This is a genomic window from Acetobacter musti (assembly GCF_011516835.1).
Lineage (GTDB): Bacteria > Pseudomonadota > Alphaproteobacteria > Acetobacterales > Acetobacteraceae > Acetobacter > Acetobacter musti.
Genome location: NZ_WOTB01000030.1, coordinates 1 through 16,143, shown reverse-complemented (window position 1 = coordinate 16,143; position 16,143 = coordinate 1). Strand labels below are relative to the sequence as shown.

Sequence of the window (16,143 nt, the reverse complement as noted above, 5' to 3'; positions counted from 1 at the left end):
AAACTTGTTCGTCTCTGAAGCCGGGAACCTGCAAGGAAAGGTAATTGTACTGCTTCATGGTGGCTTGCAGAGCCGGCTCGATTTCATCCCGCTCGCAAAGCATCTCGCAGAAGATTACAGGCTGATTGCTATTGATACGCGCGGGCATGGTCGATCCGGTATCGGGACCGCCCCTCTGACATATCGACAGCTTCAGGATGATTTTACCGTCGTTCTTACCATGCTGGGGCTGCAAAAATCCGGTATAATCGGACATAGTGACGGTGGCATTGTCGCCCTGCGTCTGGCTGCATCTCATGCCGTACAACCGGAGTTCATCATAGCAGTCGGCGCGCACTGGGTATTGCCGGAAAATGATCCGGCCCGGCAGATTTATCAGACGATCACTCTTGAAAAATGGCGTGCGCTGTTTGGGAATCAAATATCGAGATACAACACGGAAAATCCCGACCCGGATTTCGGAAAGTTATTCAGGGCGGCGACGCATATGTGGCTCGGCTGCGACGAAGATGCCTATCCCGGCGCGTCTGTAAAAAACATCCGGTGCCCTCTGCTCGTAGTGCACGGTGACGACGATATACTGGTGTCGCGGCAACAGGCGTTTGAGCTTACTGAGGCGGCAACAGGTGTTTGAGCTTACTGAGCAGGTCGAAGGTGCGAGGTTGCTTAACCTGCCCTTCGCCAGGCACACGTTACTTGAAGACATGCCTGAACGTGTTTTTCCCTTTTTACAGGATTTCATGAATCGCGTCACAGCCTGAAGGCTATGCGGTTACATGGCCTGTCAGGGAAATCACTTTTCGATTTCCAAACGTCTGGCATGAGGGTGGTATCCGTCGTTCTATTCCCTCCCGATCAGTTCCAGACCTTCCTCATATGTCGTCACGGAAAACTCAGGGAAATGACGTTTGAATTTCGTTGAGTCAAAAAGATTGTCCTGCTCATAACGGGGCAACAGTTCCCTTATTTCCCTTACTTTTTTTGAAAAAATGCCTGCGATGATCAGTGGCCATTTACCGATGACCGAATAAGAAGGTGTTCGACCAAAAATCCTGCTCGCCATGTCGACAAATGTCTTATAGGTCGGCCGCTCGTCGCAGCATGGCAGATGCCACGTCTGCCCGAAAGCACCCGGTGTATTGCCCAGCGTTGCCAGCGCGCGGCTCGCATCCGGCGTCCAGATAAGGGTCCGGCGTGTATCGTCACGGACCGGAACCAGAGGTCTTTTACCCGCCTTGAGTCTGTCAATGATCAGGGCGTTGGTGAAGCTCTGCGTTTTCCCCGGACCGTAGAATTCCGGTGCGCGGGCGATCAGCACGGGAATGTCTCCGCGTGCCATTTCTTCCAGCACCATGGACGCCATCATGGCCCGGACCCGCCCTTTCCGCCCGGCCGGAGCAAAGCGCGTTTCCTCCGTCTGGATCTGGCTGTTCTGCGGATACATGTAAGTATTGTCGAAATAGGCAAAGCCGGCGCCCGCCATCCGGCACGCCTGCAACGCATTCCTGAGCATGACGGGGAACCGCTCTTCCCAGAGTTTGCTGTCAGGGGGCAGGCCAGCCGTGAAATAAACGATCTGACTGCCTTTCACCGCCTCTGTCGTCTGCCCCGCATCCAGAAGATCCGCTGCCACGAGGCTGTCGTGTTCATTAACCCTGCGGGGATTGCGGCTCACGAGCCGAAGGTCGCCCGTATGTTGCTGATACAATATCCGCGCCAGTTCGGTGGCAATCTGACCATTCGCGCCCAGGATCGTTTGCATGCGTCTCAGTCTCCGCGTTGTCCCGCAGGGATGGGATACACAGGCTAACGTTGAAGTCGGATTTAATGTCAAAGGACATATTGACCTTCAATCAGGCTCGAACGTTACACGAAAGGCGCCGGCACACCCTGCCGCACTGAAAGGGGCCAGTCATGAATCGTCACGTCCTGCACGTTGCCACCAACATTTCTCATTTTGCCAGTTCGGCTCATCAGACCGGATTGTGGCTGTCGGAGCTGACGCATGCCTGGGACGTATTTGCCGCCAGCGGTTATAAGCAACGTATTGTCAGCCCAAAAGGCGGCAGGGTTCCGCTTGATCCGCGTGCACTGAAATGGCCAATGCGCGATGCCTCCGCCAGAGCCTGGCTGGCCGATCCGGCAAAAATGGCCCTGCTCTCTTCAACACGCCGCCCCGCGGACATCGATCCGGGCGATTACGATGCGATCTTCTTCACGGGCGGTCATGGCGTGATGTGGGATTTTCCGGACAACGAAGGTCTGCAGGCCGTCACCCGGGCGCTGTGGGAAAAAGGCGGCGTTGTCTCCGCTGTCTGTCACGGTTACTGCGGATTGCTGAACACCCGGCTTGCAGACGGCTCTTTTCTGGTCTCCGGCCGGAAAGTGACCGGATTTTCGTGGACCGAAGAGAGGCTGGCAGGCGTCGCCCGCGAGATTCCCTATAATGCGGAAGCGCAGATGAAAGCGCGGAGAGCAATCTACGAAAAGGCTCTGCTGCCGTTCATGCCCTATGTCGTGGCGGATGGAAGGCTCGTAACGGGTCAGAACCCGCTATCCGCCCGGGCAACCGCAAGGAAAGTCGCAGCTCTCCTGAACAGACTTTAACGGGAGACAACTTTTCTGCCAGCACCGGGCTTTAACGACAGCGGGCGGTCTGTCCTGTCCGGAAGACGGACATCGTCCGACGTGACAGTCAGGTCTTCGGTGTGCTTTGCAAGGACATTCGTCAGGACACGACGGGCATTGGCCGCGCAGTCCATATCTTCAGGTCGCGCCTGAATATCTTCGATCAGACGCAGCAACTGCGCTTTGCTCTGGCCCAGACGAACCTGAAGTGCCTCAATATCCGCAACCTTGCGCGTCAGGGCACCTGTCAGGGCCGCATGATCCCAATGCGTCAGATCAGAGGGCAGCAGGGCGCGGATTTCGTCCAGGGTAAACCCGGCTCTCTGCGCCGTTGTGATAAGACCCAGAATGGTCACGGCCTGAGATGAATAGGTTCGGTATCCGTTGAGCCGGCGGTCGACCGCCTTCAGCAGCCCGATGCGCTCATAGAACCGGATTCTGGACGTCGTAAGACCACTTTTCTGCGCCAGTTCCCCGATCCTCATATCCGGTTTCCCGTTCCAGATTCACCTTGACGCTGAACTTATGTTCAACGTTAGCGTCTGAGCAATATCCAGCCCTGAATTGACCGGGAGACGTATCATGCCATTCGTAACGACATCCGACGGCACAGAGATTTTCTACAAGGACTGGGGACCGGAAGAGGCTCAGCCGATCGTCTTCCATCATGGATGGCCGCTCAGCGCCGATGACTGGGACACGCAGATGCTGTTCCTCCTGAGCAAGGGATTTCGCGTCATCGCCCACGACCGTCGCGGCCACGGACGTTCGGCGCAGGTGAGCGACGGGCACGACATGGACCATTATGCGGCGGACGCATCGGCTGTTGCCGAACATCTCGACCTGAAAAACGCTATCCATGTCGGGCATTCGACCGGTGGAGGGCAGGTCGCCCGCTATGTCGCGAAATATGGTCAGCCGCAGGGGCGCGTCGCCAGGGCCGTTCTCATCAGCTCCGTGCCGCCCTTAATGGTTCAGACGGATCGCAGTCCTGAAGGCGCACCGATCGCGGTCCTGAACGGACTGCGTGCGGGGCTGGCGGCCAGTCGCGCGCAGTTCTTTCTCGATGTGCCCACGGGTCCGTTCTACGGCTTCAATCGCTCCGGTGCAGAAATTTCCGAAGGGACGATCCGTAACTGGTGGCGTCAGGGCATGATGGGCAGTGCAAAGGCGCAATATGAAGGGATCAGGGCATTCTCCGAAACCGACCAGACAGAAGACCTGAAGGCCATCACAGTGCCGGTGCTTGTGCTGCAGGGTGACGACGATCAGGTCGTGCCCTACAGAAACGCTGCGATCCTCCAGGACAGGCTGCTTCAGAACAGCACGCTGAAAATCTATCCCGGTTATCCGCATGGCATGCACACAACACATGCAGACATCATCAATGCCGATATTCTGGCGTTCATCACCGGATGAAGCGTGTACCGCAGCGATGTTAATCTTTCCATCAGGCAGGTGAAGACTTTGTCGCCTTACCTGCCTGATGACTGTTGTGAAACTTTCCCCGAAAGGTCGGTCTTACGATAACGCCGCTTACAGACGTCGTGTCTGTAATGAAGACGAAAGCAGACTATCCAAAATTACGAATGACAAACCCGCATTACTTACCGCGACTTTTCACAGACACACAAACCCGGCACCCCGTCCGGCCACCAGCCTCAGCCCACCATCACCGCAGCGTCTTCAGCCACGCCACCACATCCGCCCGGTCCTTATCATCCCCGATCCCCGGAAAAGACATCCGCGTCCCCGCCGCGAAAGCCGCCGGATTGGTCAGCCACGCATTCAGCGTCGCCTCATCCCACTGCCCCCCATGCCCCGACAGCGCCGCCGAGTAGGAATACCCTTCCTTCCCGCCGATTTTCCGCCCGAAAACATGGAACAGATTAGGCCCCACCGTGTCCGGTGCATCCGCCGTCATCGTGTGACACATCGCACAGCTCTGCTGCGCCACCGCCCCGCCATGCGCCGCATCCCCGCCAGCCACCACAGCCGGAGCCGCTGACGGCGCAGCCGCCGCAGGCGAGGCAGGGGACTCAGCAGTCTCCCCGGAGGACGGAATCTCCACCCCCGGTTTCGCCGGCACCGCATAAGGCACCACAATCGCCCCCGTGACCCAGCTCACCGAAAGAACCACAGCCGTCAGAAGCAATGCAAAAGCGCCACGATTGGCCGACTGAAAATCCATGCCCATCCCGAAACATAACGGATCAAAAACGATAAACGGCAGAAAACGACCCGACGGCCGCACAGTTGCCACGAAGTACGCGCTTTTCTAGAGTGCGCCGCCCTTTCTGTGAAGCCACCGGCAGACACCCGCCGGGAACCAGGTAAACCCCGCACACCATGACCGCCCCCCTCATCATCATCCCCGCCCGCATGGCCTCCACGCGCCTGCCCGGAAAACCCCTCGCCGACATCGCCGGCCGCCCCATGATCCTCCACGTCGTCGACCGCGCCCGCCACGCCGGCGTCGGCCGCGTCATCGTCGCCGCCGGAGACCCGGAAATCGCGGAGATCGTGACAAAAGCCGGCGCGGAAGCCGTCCTCACCGAGCCCGGCCTGCCCTCCGGTTCGGACCGCGTCCACGCCGCCGCGCAGCAGATCGACCCGGCAGGCGAAAGCCGCATCGTCATCAACCTCCAGGGCGATCTCCCCGGCCTCGACCCGGAAACCCTCCGCGCCGCCCTCCGCCCGCTCGAAGACCCCGCCACCGATATCGGCACCCTCGTCGCCCCCATCCGCGACGACACCGAGGCCCACACGGACTCAGTCGTCAAAGTCGCCTGCGCCTTCGAACCAGCAACTGCACAGACCGCCCGCGCACTCTATTTCTCCCGCCAGCCCATCCCCTGGGGCGATGGCCCGCGCTGGCACCATGTCGGCGTCTACGCCTGGCGCCGCACCGCGCTCGCCCGCTTCGTCAGCCTGCCGGAAGCCCCGCTCGAAAAACGCGAGCGCCTCGAACAGCTCCGCGCCCTCGAAGCCGGCATGACCATCGGCTGCGCCCGCATCGCCGAAGCCCCGTTCGGCGTCGACACTCCGCAGGATCTGGACAGAGCCCGCCGAATGCTGGAAGGGCAGGGGTCATGACCACCCCAGACATAACCACCTCCGATCGCACCATCGCCTTCCAGGGCCGCCCCGGCGCCTATTCCGATCTCGCCTGCCGTCAGGCATACCCCGGCTGGACAACTCTCCCGTGCGAAACCTTCGCCGACGCCATCGCCGCCGTGCATGACGGCCGCGCCGCCCTCGCCATGCTCGCCTGCGAAAACAGCCTCGCCGGCCGCGTGCCCGATATCCACGCCCTGCTGCCCGATTCCGGCCTGCACATCGTCGGCGAACACTTCCAGCGCGTCGAACACTGCCTCATGGGCGTCCCCGGGACCACGCTCGCCCAGGCGCAGCGCGTCCATACCCACCCCGTCGCCATGGGTCAGATCCGCAACCTGATCCGCGAGCTCAGCCTCACCCCCGTCGTCGAATTCGACACCGCCGGCGCCGCCGAACTCGTCGCCTCCTGGGGTCGCCCGGAAGACGTCGCCGTCGCCTCGGAACTCGCCGCCGAACTCAACGGCCTCACCATCCTCCGCCGCAATGTCGAGGACGCCGCCCACAACACCACCCGCTTTTACATTGCCGCCCGAGCCCCCCTGAACAGCGGGACGCTGAAAACCGACGCCGGCCCGCTGATGACCACCGTCGTCTTCAGTGTCCGCAACGTCTCCGGCGCGCTCTATAAAGTCCTCGGCGGGTTCGCCACCAACGGCGTGAACATGACCCGGCTGGAAAGCTACATGGTCGACGGCAACTTCGCCGCCACCCGCTTCCTCCTCGACGTCGAGGGCGGCCCGGAAACAGAAAACCTGAAACGCGCCCTGGCCGAACTGGAATTCTTCTCTGAGCGTTTCCTCATCCTCGGCAGCTACCCGCAGTCACCGTTCAGACTGCAGAACGCCGGGTAAGGATACGCCGCGCAGCAGACATCCGGTCTCCCGACCTGACAGCCGCGTCTGTTCGTGGCATACCCGGCAACCAATATAAGAGTCCGTTCTATAAGGGTCCGTCCGGCGGATCATCAGGAAGAAAGACCATGACCGAAGCCATGTTCAGAGGCGCGCTCACCGCCCTCATCACCCCGATGAACCGGGACGGCTCCCTCGACCTCGCCTCCTTCGACCGCTTCGTCGAATGGCAGATCGCCGAGGGCATCTCCGGCCTCGTGCCCGTCGGCACCACCGGCGAAAGCCCGACCCTCTCTCACGAGGAACACCACACCATCGTCGAGCGGACCATCCGCATCGCCGCCGGCCGCGTCCCCGTCATCGCCGGCGCCGGCTCCAACAGCACGTCGGAAGCCATCGACCTCGCGAAACACGCCGAAGCCGCCGGCGCCTCCGCCGTCCTCATCGTCACGCCCTATTACAACAAGCCCTCGCAGGAAGGCCTCTACCGGCACTTCAGCGCCGTCGCCGACGCCATTAAAATCCCTGTGCTGCTCTACAACATTCCCGGCCGCTCAGTCATCGACATCTCCGTCGAAACCATGGCCCGGCTGGCGAGGAACGCCAACATCATCGGCGTGAAAGACGCCACCGCCAACCTGCTGCGCCCGCTCCAGGTCCGCCGCGCCATCCGCAACAAATACTTCAACCAGCTCTCCGGCGAGGACGGCACCGCCGTCTCCTTCATGGCCGCCGGCGGCGACGGCGTCATCAGCGTCACCTCCAACATCGCCCCCTCTCTCTGCGCCCAGGTCCAGACCGCCTGGCAGGAAGGCCGCACGAAAGAGGCCATCACCCTCCAGGACCGCCTCCTGCCCCTGCACGACGGCCTGTTCTGCGAGAGCAACCCGGCGCCCGCCAAATACGCCGCCTCCCTGCTTGGTCTTGCCGGTGAAACCTGCCGCCTGCCGCTCGCCCCCCTGACCACGGCCTCGCGTGAAATCGTCAAAGCCGCGCTCACCGAAACCGGACTGCTCGACTGACCTATGGCAGCACCAAAAAAGAAGACCGGCCTCATCTCGCACGGCATCGCCGCGCAGAACCGTAAAGGCCGTTTCAACTACACCATCCTCGAAACCTTCGAGGCCGGCCTGGTCCTGAAAGGCCCGGAAGTCAAAAGCCTCCGCGCCGGCCGCGCCCAGATCACCGAAGCCTATGCCGGCGAACGCAACGGCGAGCTCTGGCTGTTCAACTGCTACATCCCCGAATACCAGGGCGGCGTCCTCTCCCGCTTCGACAGCCGCGCCCCGAGAAAACTCCTGCTCCATAAAAAGCAGGTCGAAAAACTCCTCGGCGCCGTCGCCCGGCAGGGCGCAGCCCTCGTCCCGCTCGACATCCACTTCAACGCCCGCGGCCTCGCCAAACTCACCCTCGGCCTCGGCGAAGGCCGCAAAAACGTCGACAAACGCCACGCCATCGCCGAACGCGACTGGCAGCGCGACAAAGCCCGCCTCATCCGCAACAAAGGTCGCGAAGACTAGAGCAATTCCACTGAACTCTGGCTCAGTGGAATTGCTCTAACTCATTGTTTATCGAGCATCTTCGCCAGTTCGAATGTATCCATTCAAACCGGATCTGCTCTGACGGGCAGGGCAGGGGAGCCTTTCGGGGCGCTGCCCCGCACCCCGCAAAGGACCGCAGGCCCTTTGATCCCGGTTTATTAACAAAAGGGGTGCAGGGGGCGTCGTGCACAGCACGCAGTCGCGTGACGGTCCCTGCCGGGTTTCAGGGCAGCACCCTGAGAACACGCCTGCCCCAGGCAACACGATCCCGTGAAACCCAACCCTCCGCAGTAAACCCCACACCCCCGGCACTCATTAACCCTCGGCATCCCTTACGCGAGGCCCCCATGACAGCGACCCGACGCAATCTGCTTGCCCTCTCCGCCCTCGGCGCCGCCGCGTCCTTCATGCCCCGCTCCGGACAGGCCCAGGACACACAGCACGCCGGAGATGTCACGCCAACCCTCGGCACCGTCACCCGGAACACTCTCCCGCAGAACACCACCCAGCCCGGCCAGCGCTTCCGCCCTCCGACCCGCATCGGCCTCGGCGGCGTCCCCATCGGCAACGGCTTCGCTCCCGACACGGACGAAGACGCCGAAGCCGCGCTCGAAGCCGCCTGGGCCAGCGGCGTCCGCTATTTCGACACCTCGCCCTGGTACGGCCTCGGCCTCAGCGAACGACGCTTCGGACACTTCCTGCACACAAAGCCCCGCGACGAATTCGTTCTCTCCACCAAGGTCGGCCGCCTGCTCACCGCTGCGCCACAACCCTCACCCGGCACGATGTGGCAGGACCCGTCCCCCTTCACCTACCGCTACGACTACAGCGCCGACGGCGTCCGCCGCTCCATCGAAGACAGCCTGCAACGGCTCGGCCTCTCCCGCATCGACATCGTCTACATCCACGATCTCTCGCCCGAAAACAAAGACATGGGTCCGCGCTGGACAACGTATTTCGATCAGGCCGCCAAAGGCGCCATCCCCGCCCTGACCAGAATGCGTGAAGAAGGCCTCATCAAAGCCTGGGGCCTCGGCATCAACACCCCGCAGGCCGCCCTGCGCACCATCAAAATCGGCGATCCCGACATCATCCTGCTGGCAACCCAGTATTCCATCCTGCGCCACGACGACGCCCTGGAACACACGCTCCCCGCTCTCGCCTCACGCGGCATCTCCGCTGTCATAGGCGCCCCCCTCAACGCCGGCTACGCCGCCGGCCGCAACCGCTACGATTACGCCGGCACCATCCCCGCCGGCATGCCCGCAAAGCGTGAAAAGATGAACGCCATCGCCAGACAGCACGGCGTCGACCTCCGCACCGCAGCCCTCCAGTTCGCCATCGCAAACCCCACCGTAGCCGCCGTCATCCCCGGCGCCCGCAACGCCGCCCAGATGCAGGCCAACGCCCGCTCCATGGAAGTCTCAATCCCCGAAGCCTTCTGGAACGACCTGAAACAGCAGAAACTGATCGCCCGATCCGCCCCCACACCCCCGGTCGCATAATTCCCCCGTCACCTCATCACCCGGCAAACCGGGATCAAAGGGCCACGGCCCTTTGCGGGACGCGGGGCAGCGCCCCGAAAACTACTCAGAACCCTGCCGACAGCGTAAAGTGACATACCCACGGCAACTCCCATACAGGCCCGATGCCGCTCCCGACATACTGCCCGGCACACCTGTACAGACAGACGCCCGGTAACGCTCTTTCGTCCAATTGCTTACCCCAAAACGAACAACCACGGAAACCGCGCGACAAGGAAGCCATAACGCGCGCCCGGCTCCGGCATCGTGCGAAACCCGAAACACAGTGCATTGGTCACGCTTACCGCATGGTCGCCCATGGCAATGATCCCCGTCATTCCACCTCAGCCGAAGCGGAATCCTGACAACGCCTTACCCATGACAGTATCGGCAAAGTCATGCGTTTCCGAATCCCTGACTCGGCACACCGGCCGCTCTGTAAAAAATGCCACCTTATCGAAAACATGTTCGCAAAGCTGAAAGACTGGCAACGATGTTGCCATCGGATACGATCAGTACGCTTATACTTCGATATGTCCGCAATCCACATTGCCGCAAGCTTCATCTTCTGGCTCAAAGAAGGGGACCGAAATCTAAAACTGTATAAATCTATAGATTTACGGGACGATAGTGTTTGGAGAAGGCCGCGTACTATTGATTTCTCCTGACTATAAAGAGAAAGTCGCATTGGTCGACAAACGAATCCTTTCGGTAAGGTCAGATATGTCCAACCAATTTATGCAGTGCTGGGAGCGAGATATAGTCAGTAAGCTCGGCAGAAGTGGAGACCGCAGGTCCATTATTGAGAAAATGCAGGAGAAAGAGAACGCGCGCGGCGTTTACGTCGTTCAATCACAGAAAGACCCGAGGGTTTTTAAGCTGGGAGCCGGAGGCACGGACGAATACGGTTTCGGAAGCATCTACCGGCGGTTGCTATCCCATGCGAGTCCGGAAAAGCCGCAGGAAGACGAATATGATATTCTTTTGCGTTGGAGGCCGTTGAACGCGATTTGGGTACGCGCCTTCTTCTTTTACCCACGCAAACGCCGTAATGATAATAATTATCAAGAATATATTCGTCTCGCATCAAACACAACTGTTAAAGAAGAAAACAGGCTCATAGAATTTTTCAAAAAAAATCTCGGTGGCGAGCTAATAATGGGAAACGAGGTTTTTAGGTTCGATAACCTGACGGCGGAAGAAATATGCATGCGGCTTGACGAAGATTTTCCGCAGCCGTGGCGTGGGATGAGAGGAGTATTTTGATCTGCGGCACATAGAAAATTTGGACTCGTCGTGCGATCCATCATGCGGTCGGCATCAGATCATTTGAGGTGGCTGATAATCAGACGACCTGATGATTGTCTTCTATTATCAATAAACTGTCCGAAATCCTATTTTCCGCCTCGCTCTTGCCATCTCCCAAAAACCCATGACACACCCATCCCCCCACACCCCCCCGTTGCTCCCCCCGCATGAACCTCTTCATCTTCTACCTCGGCGGCTCAGCGCCCGGCGCAAACATCGAAGTGCACGATGTCCAGTTCGCCGTGGCCGGAAAGCCGGAAGACGCCCATCCCGCCCTCGTGAAACGATGGTTCGGCACGCGGGACTCCCTCCACATAGACGCCTGGGGCATCGTGGACTGGGCAGACGGCTTCGCCGTGACAGTCGCGAAAGAAAAACCGGTCAGTAAGGAAAAACTGTACTTCATCAATATGGGCGGATACGACAAAGGCGCCCTGAAAGAAGAGCACGACTTCACGTTCCTGGTCGCCGCAACCGCCAGTGAGGCAAAAGCGAAAGCCAGAACCCTCCTGCTGCCCGGCTTAAGCCACCGTCACAGAGACAATTTCATGGAAGTGGATGACTGTATCCCGCTCGAACAGATCGGCGGTCTGTATATCCACCTGACCCCGCAGCAAAAAGGAAAGCCGGTCAGCGCCGCATGGCAGGGATACAATAAAATCTAGATATAATCAGAAACTGACAGAACCCGTAACCACACAGGCTCTGTCAGACAAAACCGGGGAACAACCCCCCTCAGAACTCCGCCGACAGCGTAAAGTGATACACCCGCGGCAGCCCCGCATACAGGCTGGACGCCGCGCCCGACGTGCCGCTCGGCGCACCCGTATACACGGACGCCCAGTACCGCTCGTTCGTCACATTGCTGACCCCGAAACGAACAACCCACGGGAACCGCGCAACATGGAAGCCGTAGCGCGTGCCCAGTTCCAGCGTCGTATAGGACCCGGTATGCAGCGTGTTGGTCACGTTCGCCGCACGGTTGCCCATGTAATGAACCCCGGCATTGAACGCCCAGCCCGACGCGAACTCACCCAGCGAGGCCGGCAGCCGGTAATCCAGCAACATACTCGCCTGCAACGGCGCCGCGCCGACAATTTCCTTGTTGTTCAGCGCCGGAGAGGCCGCATGAACCAGCTCCGCATCCAGCCACGTCATGCCGGCCAGAACGGACAGATTCGGCAGCACCTCGCCCGAAACCTGCGCCTCAACACCATAGTTCCGCTGCGTCCCGCCATACTGATACGTCTGGCAGTTGGTCCCGGCCGCACAGCCCGTCGGGTCCGTCGCAGTGACATACATCGCGTAAGGCGAGGTCATCCGGAAACCGGCAACGTTGAACTGCATCTTGTTGAAACGCAGCTTGTACCCGACCTCATATTCCTCGGAATGCGCGATAGGCAGCGCAATATTCGTGTTGGTATAGCTCGCGCTGTTCGGCGTCACCGGACCGGCCTCAACCGACCGTCCATAGGTGAAATAGATCGTCTGATTCTCGGTCGGCTTATACATCAGACTGGTCGTTGGGCTGAAAGCCGCTGACGTATCAAAGGTTTTTCTCATCGGACTCGTGGCGTTGAGCGCGCCTTCCTGATTGATCCAGCTCCAGGACAGCGTGCCCATGATCGACCAGTGCTCGTTGATCTTCAGCGTATCGCCCACAATAAAGGACTGGCTGGTGATGCTGCTGGATTTATACCGCCCGCGATAATATGGCTGCTCGCCGTTGTTCTGCGTGGCCCCGTAAATATTGTGGACCCCCAGATTCTGCGCGCTCGTCACCGCCGCGACCGGGTTGTAATTCCCCATCATGTAGCCGTTGGTGCCGATGACCAGATCATGCGTGATCGGCCCGGTGTGAACACGGCCGTTGAAATAAGCCATGTTACTGCCAACCCGGAAATCATCCGCCGTGGTCGTCGCCGTCGCTTTCGAGCTGTACCAGCCGTCGCTGCCCTTCAGCCCGCCACAGGTCTTGCTGCCATCGCACAGCGTATCGGCCACGCCAAAGGCCTGCCGCGCCGCGTCCTGATAAAGCCCGCCCAGCGTAAAGCTCCAGTCCTTGTTGATCTGATGTTTGATCTTGGCCAGGAACGTATTGGTTTCCATATGATAGCCGCTCCACTCCGGAGCCAGCCGCCTGCTCAGATCCGGCGCTTCAGGAAGCTTCCCCCCGCCAACCCCGGTCGCCAGAATGCCAAAGCCCGGCGCATCGCCACGCTGGTCATAGTTATAGTGGCTGGCGTCAACCTCGATCACCGTCTTGTCGTCCAGATGGAAGTCGAAATCGCCGCTGACCATCTCGCGACGGATCGAACTGCCCTGCGTATAGGCCGTGCCATCGGCGTGCAGCATGTTCAGACGATAACCGAACCACCCGTTCCGGCCCGCGCGACCGGAAATATCGCCGTTGACCGTCGGCGTGCCGATGGAATCCACCCCGACCGAAAGCCGCTCCGTCCGCCGGTCCGTCGGCCGCTTGAGCGTATATTCAAACACACCCGCCGGATTTTCCGGCCCGTACATTGCCCCGGCCAGCCCGTTGAGAACCTGCAGGTTGTCGATCCATTCCGCCGGATAAGGCGTCGTGGACACCACATTCAGCCCGTCCAGACGGGAGTTGGAAATCACATCCGCCTCGAACCCGCGTGACTGCGGCCGGGACGTATTCGGATCGCCACGCACCTCCAGCTGCACGGAAGGCAGATACTGCGCCAGATCGTTGAGGTTGCGGATCTGCTGGTTGACCACAACGTCATGCGTCACACCCATGACGGAATAAGGCGTATCCAGCGTATCCCGGTTCCCCAGCGGCCCGAGATAAACCACCTTGTTCATATACTTCGCGCCCGTGCCATCCGCGGCATGACGTCCGTGAACCGTCACCGTTTCGCCGTTGGAACCATCCAGAATACCGGCAATCGGCGCCGTGGTGGCCGCCCCTCTGGCGGACGCCGTTTTCGTTACAGGCTTTGCAGGAAGAGCCTTTTTCGCAGCAGTCTTCCCGGCCGGCACGCCCTGCTGCACAGGAGCGGGCGTCGCGGCCAGCGCCGAAGTGGTCAGAAGAAAGACGCCAAACGTTCCGGCGACGAAAAAGGAAGAAAAACGATCGTGCATGGATCTGGCGGGTCCGCGATATGAAAGAACAGAAGCTGCCCCCCTTCTGCCAGGCCCGGGACAGGCTTGTCCATATACGACCGTGCATAAACCTGTATATGAATGAATATAATCACAGAGTGATGCCAGAATAATACACCTGCGCCGAATTCATGATGAATGGCGCATAAGACTGTTTCACCTGTCAGACCAGAGAAGTGCCCCGCGCAGGGACAGGCCCGGCGCTATGCCCACGTCCCGGTATATCTGCCCCGGTCGTCCTGCCTCTGAACGGAAGCCGATTGCGCAAGAGCAGATGGCTCAGCGCTTCAGGCCGTGACCTCAGCGTTCCGGCCGCCGGTCTCCACTATACTGTGACGAACGATCTGCAGTCCGCCCCACAGCCCCAGGCCGCCCATAACACAGGCCACAATAATATCGGGCCAGCCCGTTCCTGTGCCGAACACTCCAAAAGCCGCCAGCAGAACAGCCAGATTGCCAATGGCGTCATTCCTGGAACAGATCCAGACGGACCGCATATTCGCATCACCACCGCGAAAACGATAAAGCATCAGCGCGACACCGCCATTGGCAAGCAGAGCCAGGCCGCCAATCAGCCCCATGGCCCCGGCATGAGGCAGCGTTCCGGCCCAGGCATGCCAGAACGTATTGCCCAGAACCCACAGGGCAAACACCAGCATCGTCATCCCCTTGAACAAAGCGGCCCGGCTTCGCCAGATGAGCGCCATGCCGGTCACCGCCAGGCTGATGGCATAGTTCGCTGAATCTCCGAAAAAATCGAGCGCATCGGCCTGAAGGGAAGCGGAACCCGCCAAAACCCCTGCCACAATCTCAGTCAGAAAGAAGCTGGCATTGATCACCAGAGCAGCCCAGAGCGCGCGTCTCCATCGGGCGATTTCCTTCCCCGTGGCCGATGCCGCAACATCCGGACAGCAGGAATCGTGACAACAGGGCATGGGGCGCTCTCAGCAAATGGCAGAAAACATCCCATATCCGCCCTGTAGCCACTACAGGGTCAAGACAAAATGCCGCAAACGCTTTCAATCGGAGATATGGGCCGCATAACCGACACGAAAGTCGAAACCATCCGCTATTATGAACGCGCCGGCCTTCTTCCCGCTCCGCCTCGCAGCGCCGGGAATTACCGTGTCTACACACAGGAGCATCTGAGCCGCCTGCGTTTTATCCGCCGCGCAAGAGAACTGGGCTTTCCTCTGGATCAGGTGCGGGTGCTGCTGGATCTGGCGGCCCACACAGACCGTTCCTGCGAACAGGTCGATGCTGTCGCCCGCGAACATGTCATGGAAATTGACCGCAAGATCCGCGATCTGCGCTCACTGCGGCAGGAACTGAGTGAGCTTCTGAAGCAATGTCAGCATGGCAAAATCGGAGAATGCAGGATCATCGACGCTCTCGGTCCGGGCGCGGCACAATGATATGTCCTCAGTCCGGCTCTTAACGGAAAATTCTCAGAATCCATTGATAAAAAACACTAAAAGTTTCCGGGGGGCGCCTTTTTTCAAAAAGGCGGCGTCTCCTGAAGCTTTCTGAAACATCCATCCGAAATATCTTTATAATCTGAAGGCGGTTTCACAGGCAGGACTCTGAAACAGTCTCTGAATCCTCAGGAAACATTATCCGGAAGCATAACACCTGAAAGAATCGCACCAGCCCCAGAAAACCACTCCCCAACCCGACGCCACCACATCCCCCGACCCGCCCGCATCACCGGGCAAACATCCCGATTCCCACCCCCGCAGGAACACGCCGGCACACCCCCGAACCACGCCACATCCCACGGGGGATGGCTTACTCCCGCAAGAACGCCCATAACCTCCACCGTCTGTTACGAGACCGGCTAATTTTTGCCACATCAGAGGATGCCTGATGTCCCGGCAAACAAGGAGATTTCGATGTCCATCAGGATGAATCGCGCCATGGCGCTTCTTATGGGTCTGACCATGGCCGTGGCGCCCGTCGTCGCGAACGCCCAGAGAGGCCCAGGCGGCGGTGGCGGCCCGGGCGGCGGCCACGATGACGGGCGTCGCGGCGGCG

Annotated in this window: 16 protein-coding genes; 11 read left to right on the top strand and 5 right to left on the bottom strand. The window is 60.0% G+C overall.

Annotated features, from left to right (window positions below):
• Positions 1–4 precede the first annotated feature (4 nt).
• Positions 5–634 (top strand): alpha/beta fold hydrolase, encoded by a 630-nt coding sequence (locus tag GOB93_RS16780; RefSeq protein WP_242010862.1) that lies wholly within the window; start codon positions 5–7, stop codon positions 632–634.
• Positions 635–841: 207 nt separating this feature from the next.
• On the opposite strand, the gene GOB93_RS16775 is transcribed toward GOB93_RS16780, so the two are convergent.
• A complete protein-coding gene (locus GOB93_RS16775; RefSeq protein ID WP_173584645.1) occupies positions 842–1,762 on the bottom strand; it encodes an SDR family oxidoreductase in 921 nt (306 codons plus the stop codon).
• A 152-nt stretch (positions 1,763–1,914) separates the two neighbouring features.
• Between GOB93_RS16775 and GOB93_RS16770 the strand changes: the two genes are divergently transcribed.
• Positions 1,915–2,607, top strand: a complete 693-nt coding sequence (locus GOB93_RS16770) for a type 1 glutamine amidotransferase domain-containing protein (protein WP_173584644.1) — start codon at positions 1,915–1,917, stop codon at positions 2,605–2,607.
• Here GOB93_RS16770 and GOB93_RS16765 read toward each other — a convergent pair.
• On the bottom strand, positions 2,604–3,113 hold the full coding sequence (locus tag GOB93_RS16765; protein ID WP_173584643.1) for a MerR family transcriptional regulator: 510 nt from the start codon (positions 3,111–3,113) through the stop codon (positions 2,604–2,606). The genes GOB93_RS16770 and GOB93_RS16765 overlap by 4 nt on opposite strands.
• Before the next feature lie 97 nt (positions 3,114–3,210).
• On the opposite strand from GOB93_RS16765, the gene GOB93_RS16760 reads away from it, so the two are divergent.
• A complete protein-coding gene (locus tag GOB93_RS16760) occupies positions 3,211–4,047 on the top strand; it encodes an alpha/beta fold hydrolase (RefSeq protein ID WP_173584642.1) in 837 nt (278 codons plus the stop codon).
• A 253-nt stretch (positions 4,048–4,300) separates the two neighbouring features.
• Here the strand turns inward: GOB93_RS16760 and GOB93_RS16755 are convergent, their stop codons facing one another.
• Positions 4,301–4,819, bottom strand: a complete 519-nt coding sequence (locus GOB93_RS16755; protein WP_173584641.1) for a c-type cytochrome — start codon at positions 4,817–4,819, stop codon at positions 4,301–4,303.
• Between the two features lie 158 nt (positions 4,820–4,977).
• Here GOB93_RS16755 and GOB93_RS16750 point away from each other — a divergent pair, with 158 nt between their 5' ends.
• The 7 genes from GOB93_RS16750 (at position 4,978) to GOB93_RS16720 (ending at position 11,636) form a co-directional block, all read left to right on the top strand.
• Positions 4,978–5,724: a 3-deoxy-manno-octulosonate cytidylyltransferase gene (locus tag GOB93_RS16750; protein WP_173584640.1), complete on the top strand. Its 747-nt coding sequence runs from the start codon at positions 4,978–4,980 to the stop codon at positions 5,722–5,724.
• On the top strand, positions 5,721–6,599 hold the full coding sequence (locus GOB93_RS16745; protein WP_173584639.1) for a prephenate dehydratase: 879 nt from the start codon (positions 5,721–5,723) through the stop codon (positions 6,597–6,599). Before GOB93_RS16750 ends, GOB93_RS16745 begins: the two co-directional genes overlap by 4 nt.
• A 128-nt stretch (positions 6,600–6,727) precedes the next feature.
• Entirely contained in the window at positions 6,728–7,621 is an 894-nt protein-coding gene (gene dapA, locus GOB93_RS16740) for a 4-hydroxy-tetrahydrodipicolinate synthase (RefSeq protein ID WP_173584638.1), read from the top strand.
• Between the two features lie 3 nt (positions 7,622–7,624).
• Positions 7,625–8,119 (top strand): SsrA-binding protein SmpB, encoded by a 495-nt coding sequence (gene smpB / locus GOB93_RS16735; RefSeq protein WP_173584637.1) that lies wholly within the window; start codon positions 7,625–7,627, stop codon positions 8,117–8,119.
• Between the two features lie 368 nt (positions 8,120–8,487).
• Positions 8,488–9,645 carry an aldo/keto reductase gene (locus tag GOB93_RS16730; RefSeq protein ID WP_173584636.1) on the top strand — a complete coding sequence of 386 codons (1,158 nt, stop codon included), beginning with the start codon at positions 8,488–8,490 and terminating at the stop codon, positions 9,643–9,645.
• A 648-nt stretch (positions 9,646–10,293) separates the two neighbouring features.
• Positions 10,294–10,929 (top strand): hypothetical protein, encoded by a 636-nt coding sequence (locus GOB93_RS16725; protein WP_173584635.1) that lies wholly within the window; start codon positions 10,294–10,296, stop codon positions 10,927–10,929.
• 209 nt (positions 10,930–11,138) lie between these two features.
• Entirely contained in the window at positions 11,139–11,636 is a 498-nt protein-coding gene (locus GOB93_RS16720; RefSeq protein ID WP_173584634.1) for a DUF1543 domain-containing protein, read from the top strand.
• A gap of 70 nt (positions 11,637–11,706) precedes the next feature.
• Here GOB93_RS16720 and GOB93_RS16715 read toward each other — a convergent pair whose 3' ends face one another.
• Positions 11,707–14,088, bottom strand: coding sequence for a TonB-dependent siderophore receptor (locus tag GOB93_RS16715; RefSeq protein WP_173584633.1), 2,382 nt, complete (start codon positions 14,086–14,088; stop codon positions 11,707–11,709).
• A 308-nt stretch (positions 14,089–14,396) separates the two neighbouring features.
• Positions 14,397–15,044, bottom strand: a complete 648-nt coding sequence (locus GOB93_RS16710; protein ID WP_173584632.1) for a cation transporter — start codon at positions 15,042–15,044, stop codon at positions 14,397–14,399.
• 69 nt (positions 15,045–15,113) lie between these two features.
• On the opposite strand from GOB93_RS16710, the gene GOB93_RS16705 reads away from it, so the two are divergent.
• Positions 15,114–15,524, top strand: coding sequence for a MerR family transcriptional regulator (locus GOB93_RS16705; RefSeq protein WP_173584631.1), 411 nt, complete (start codon positions 15,114–15,116; stop codon positions 15,522–15,524).
• Positions 15,525–16,143 lie beyond the last annotated feature (619 nt).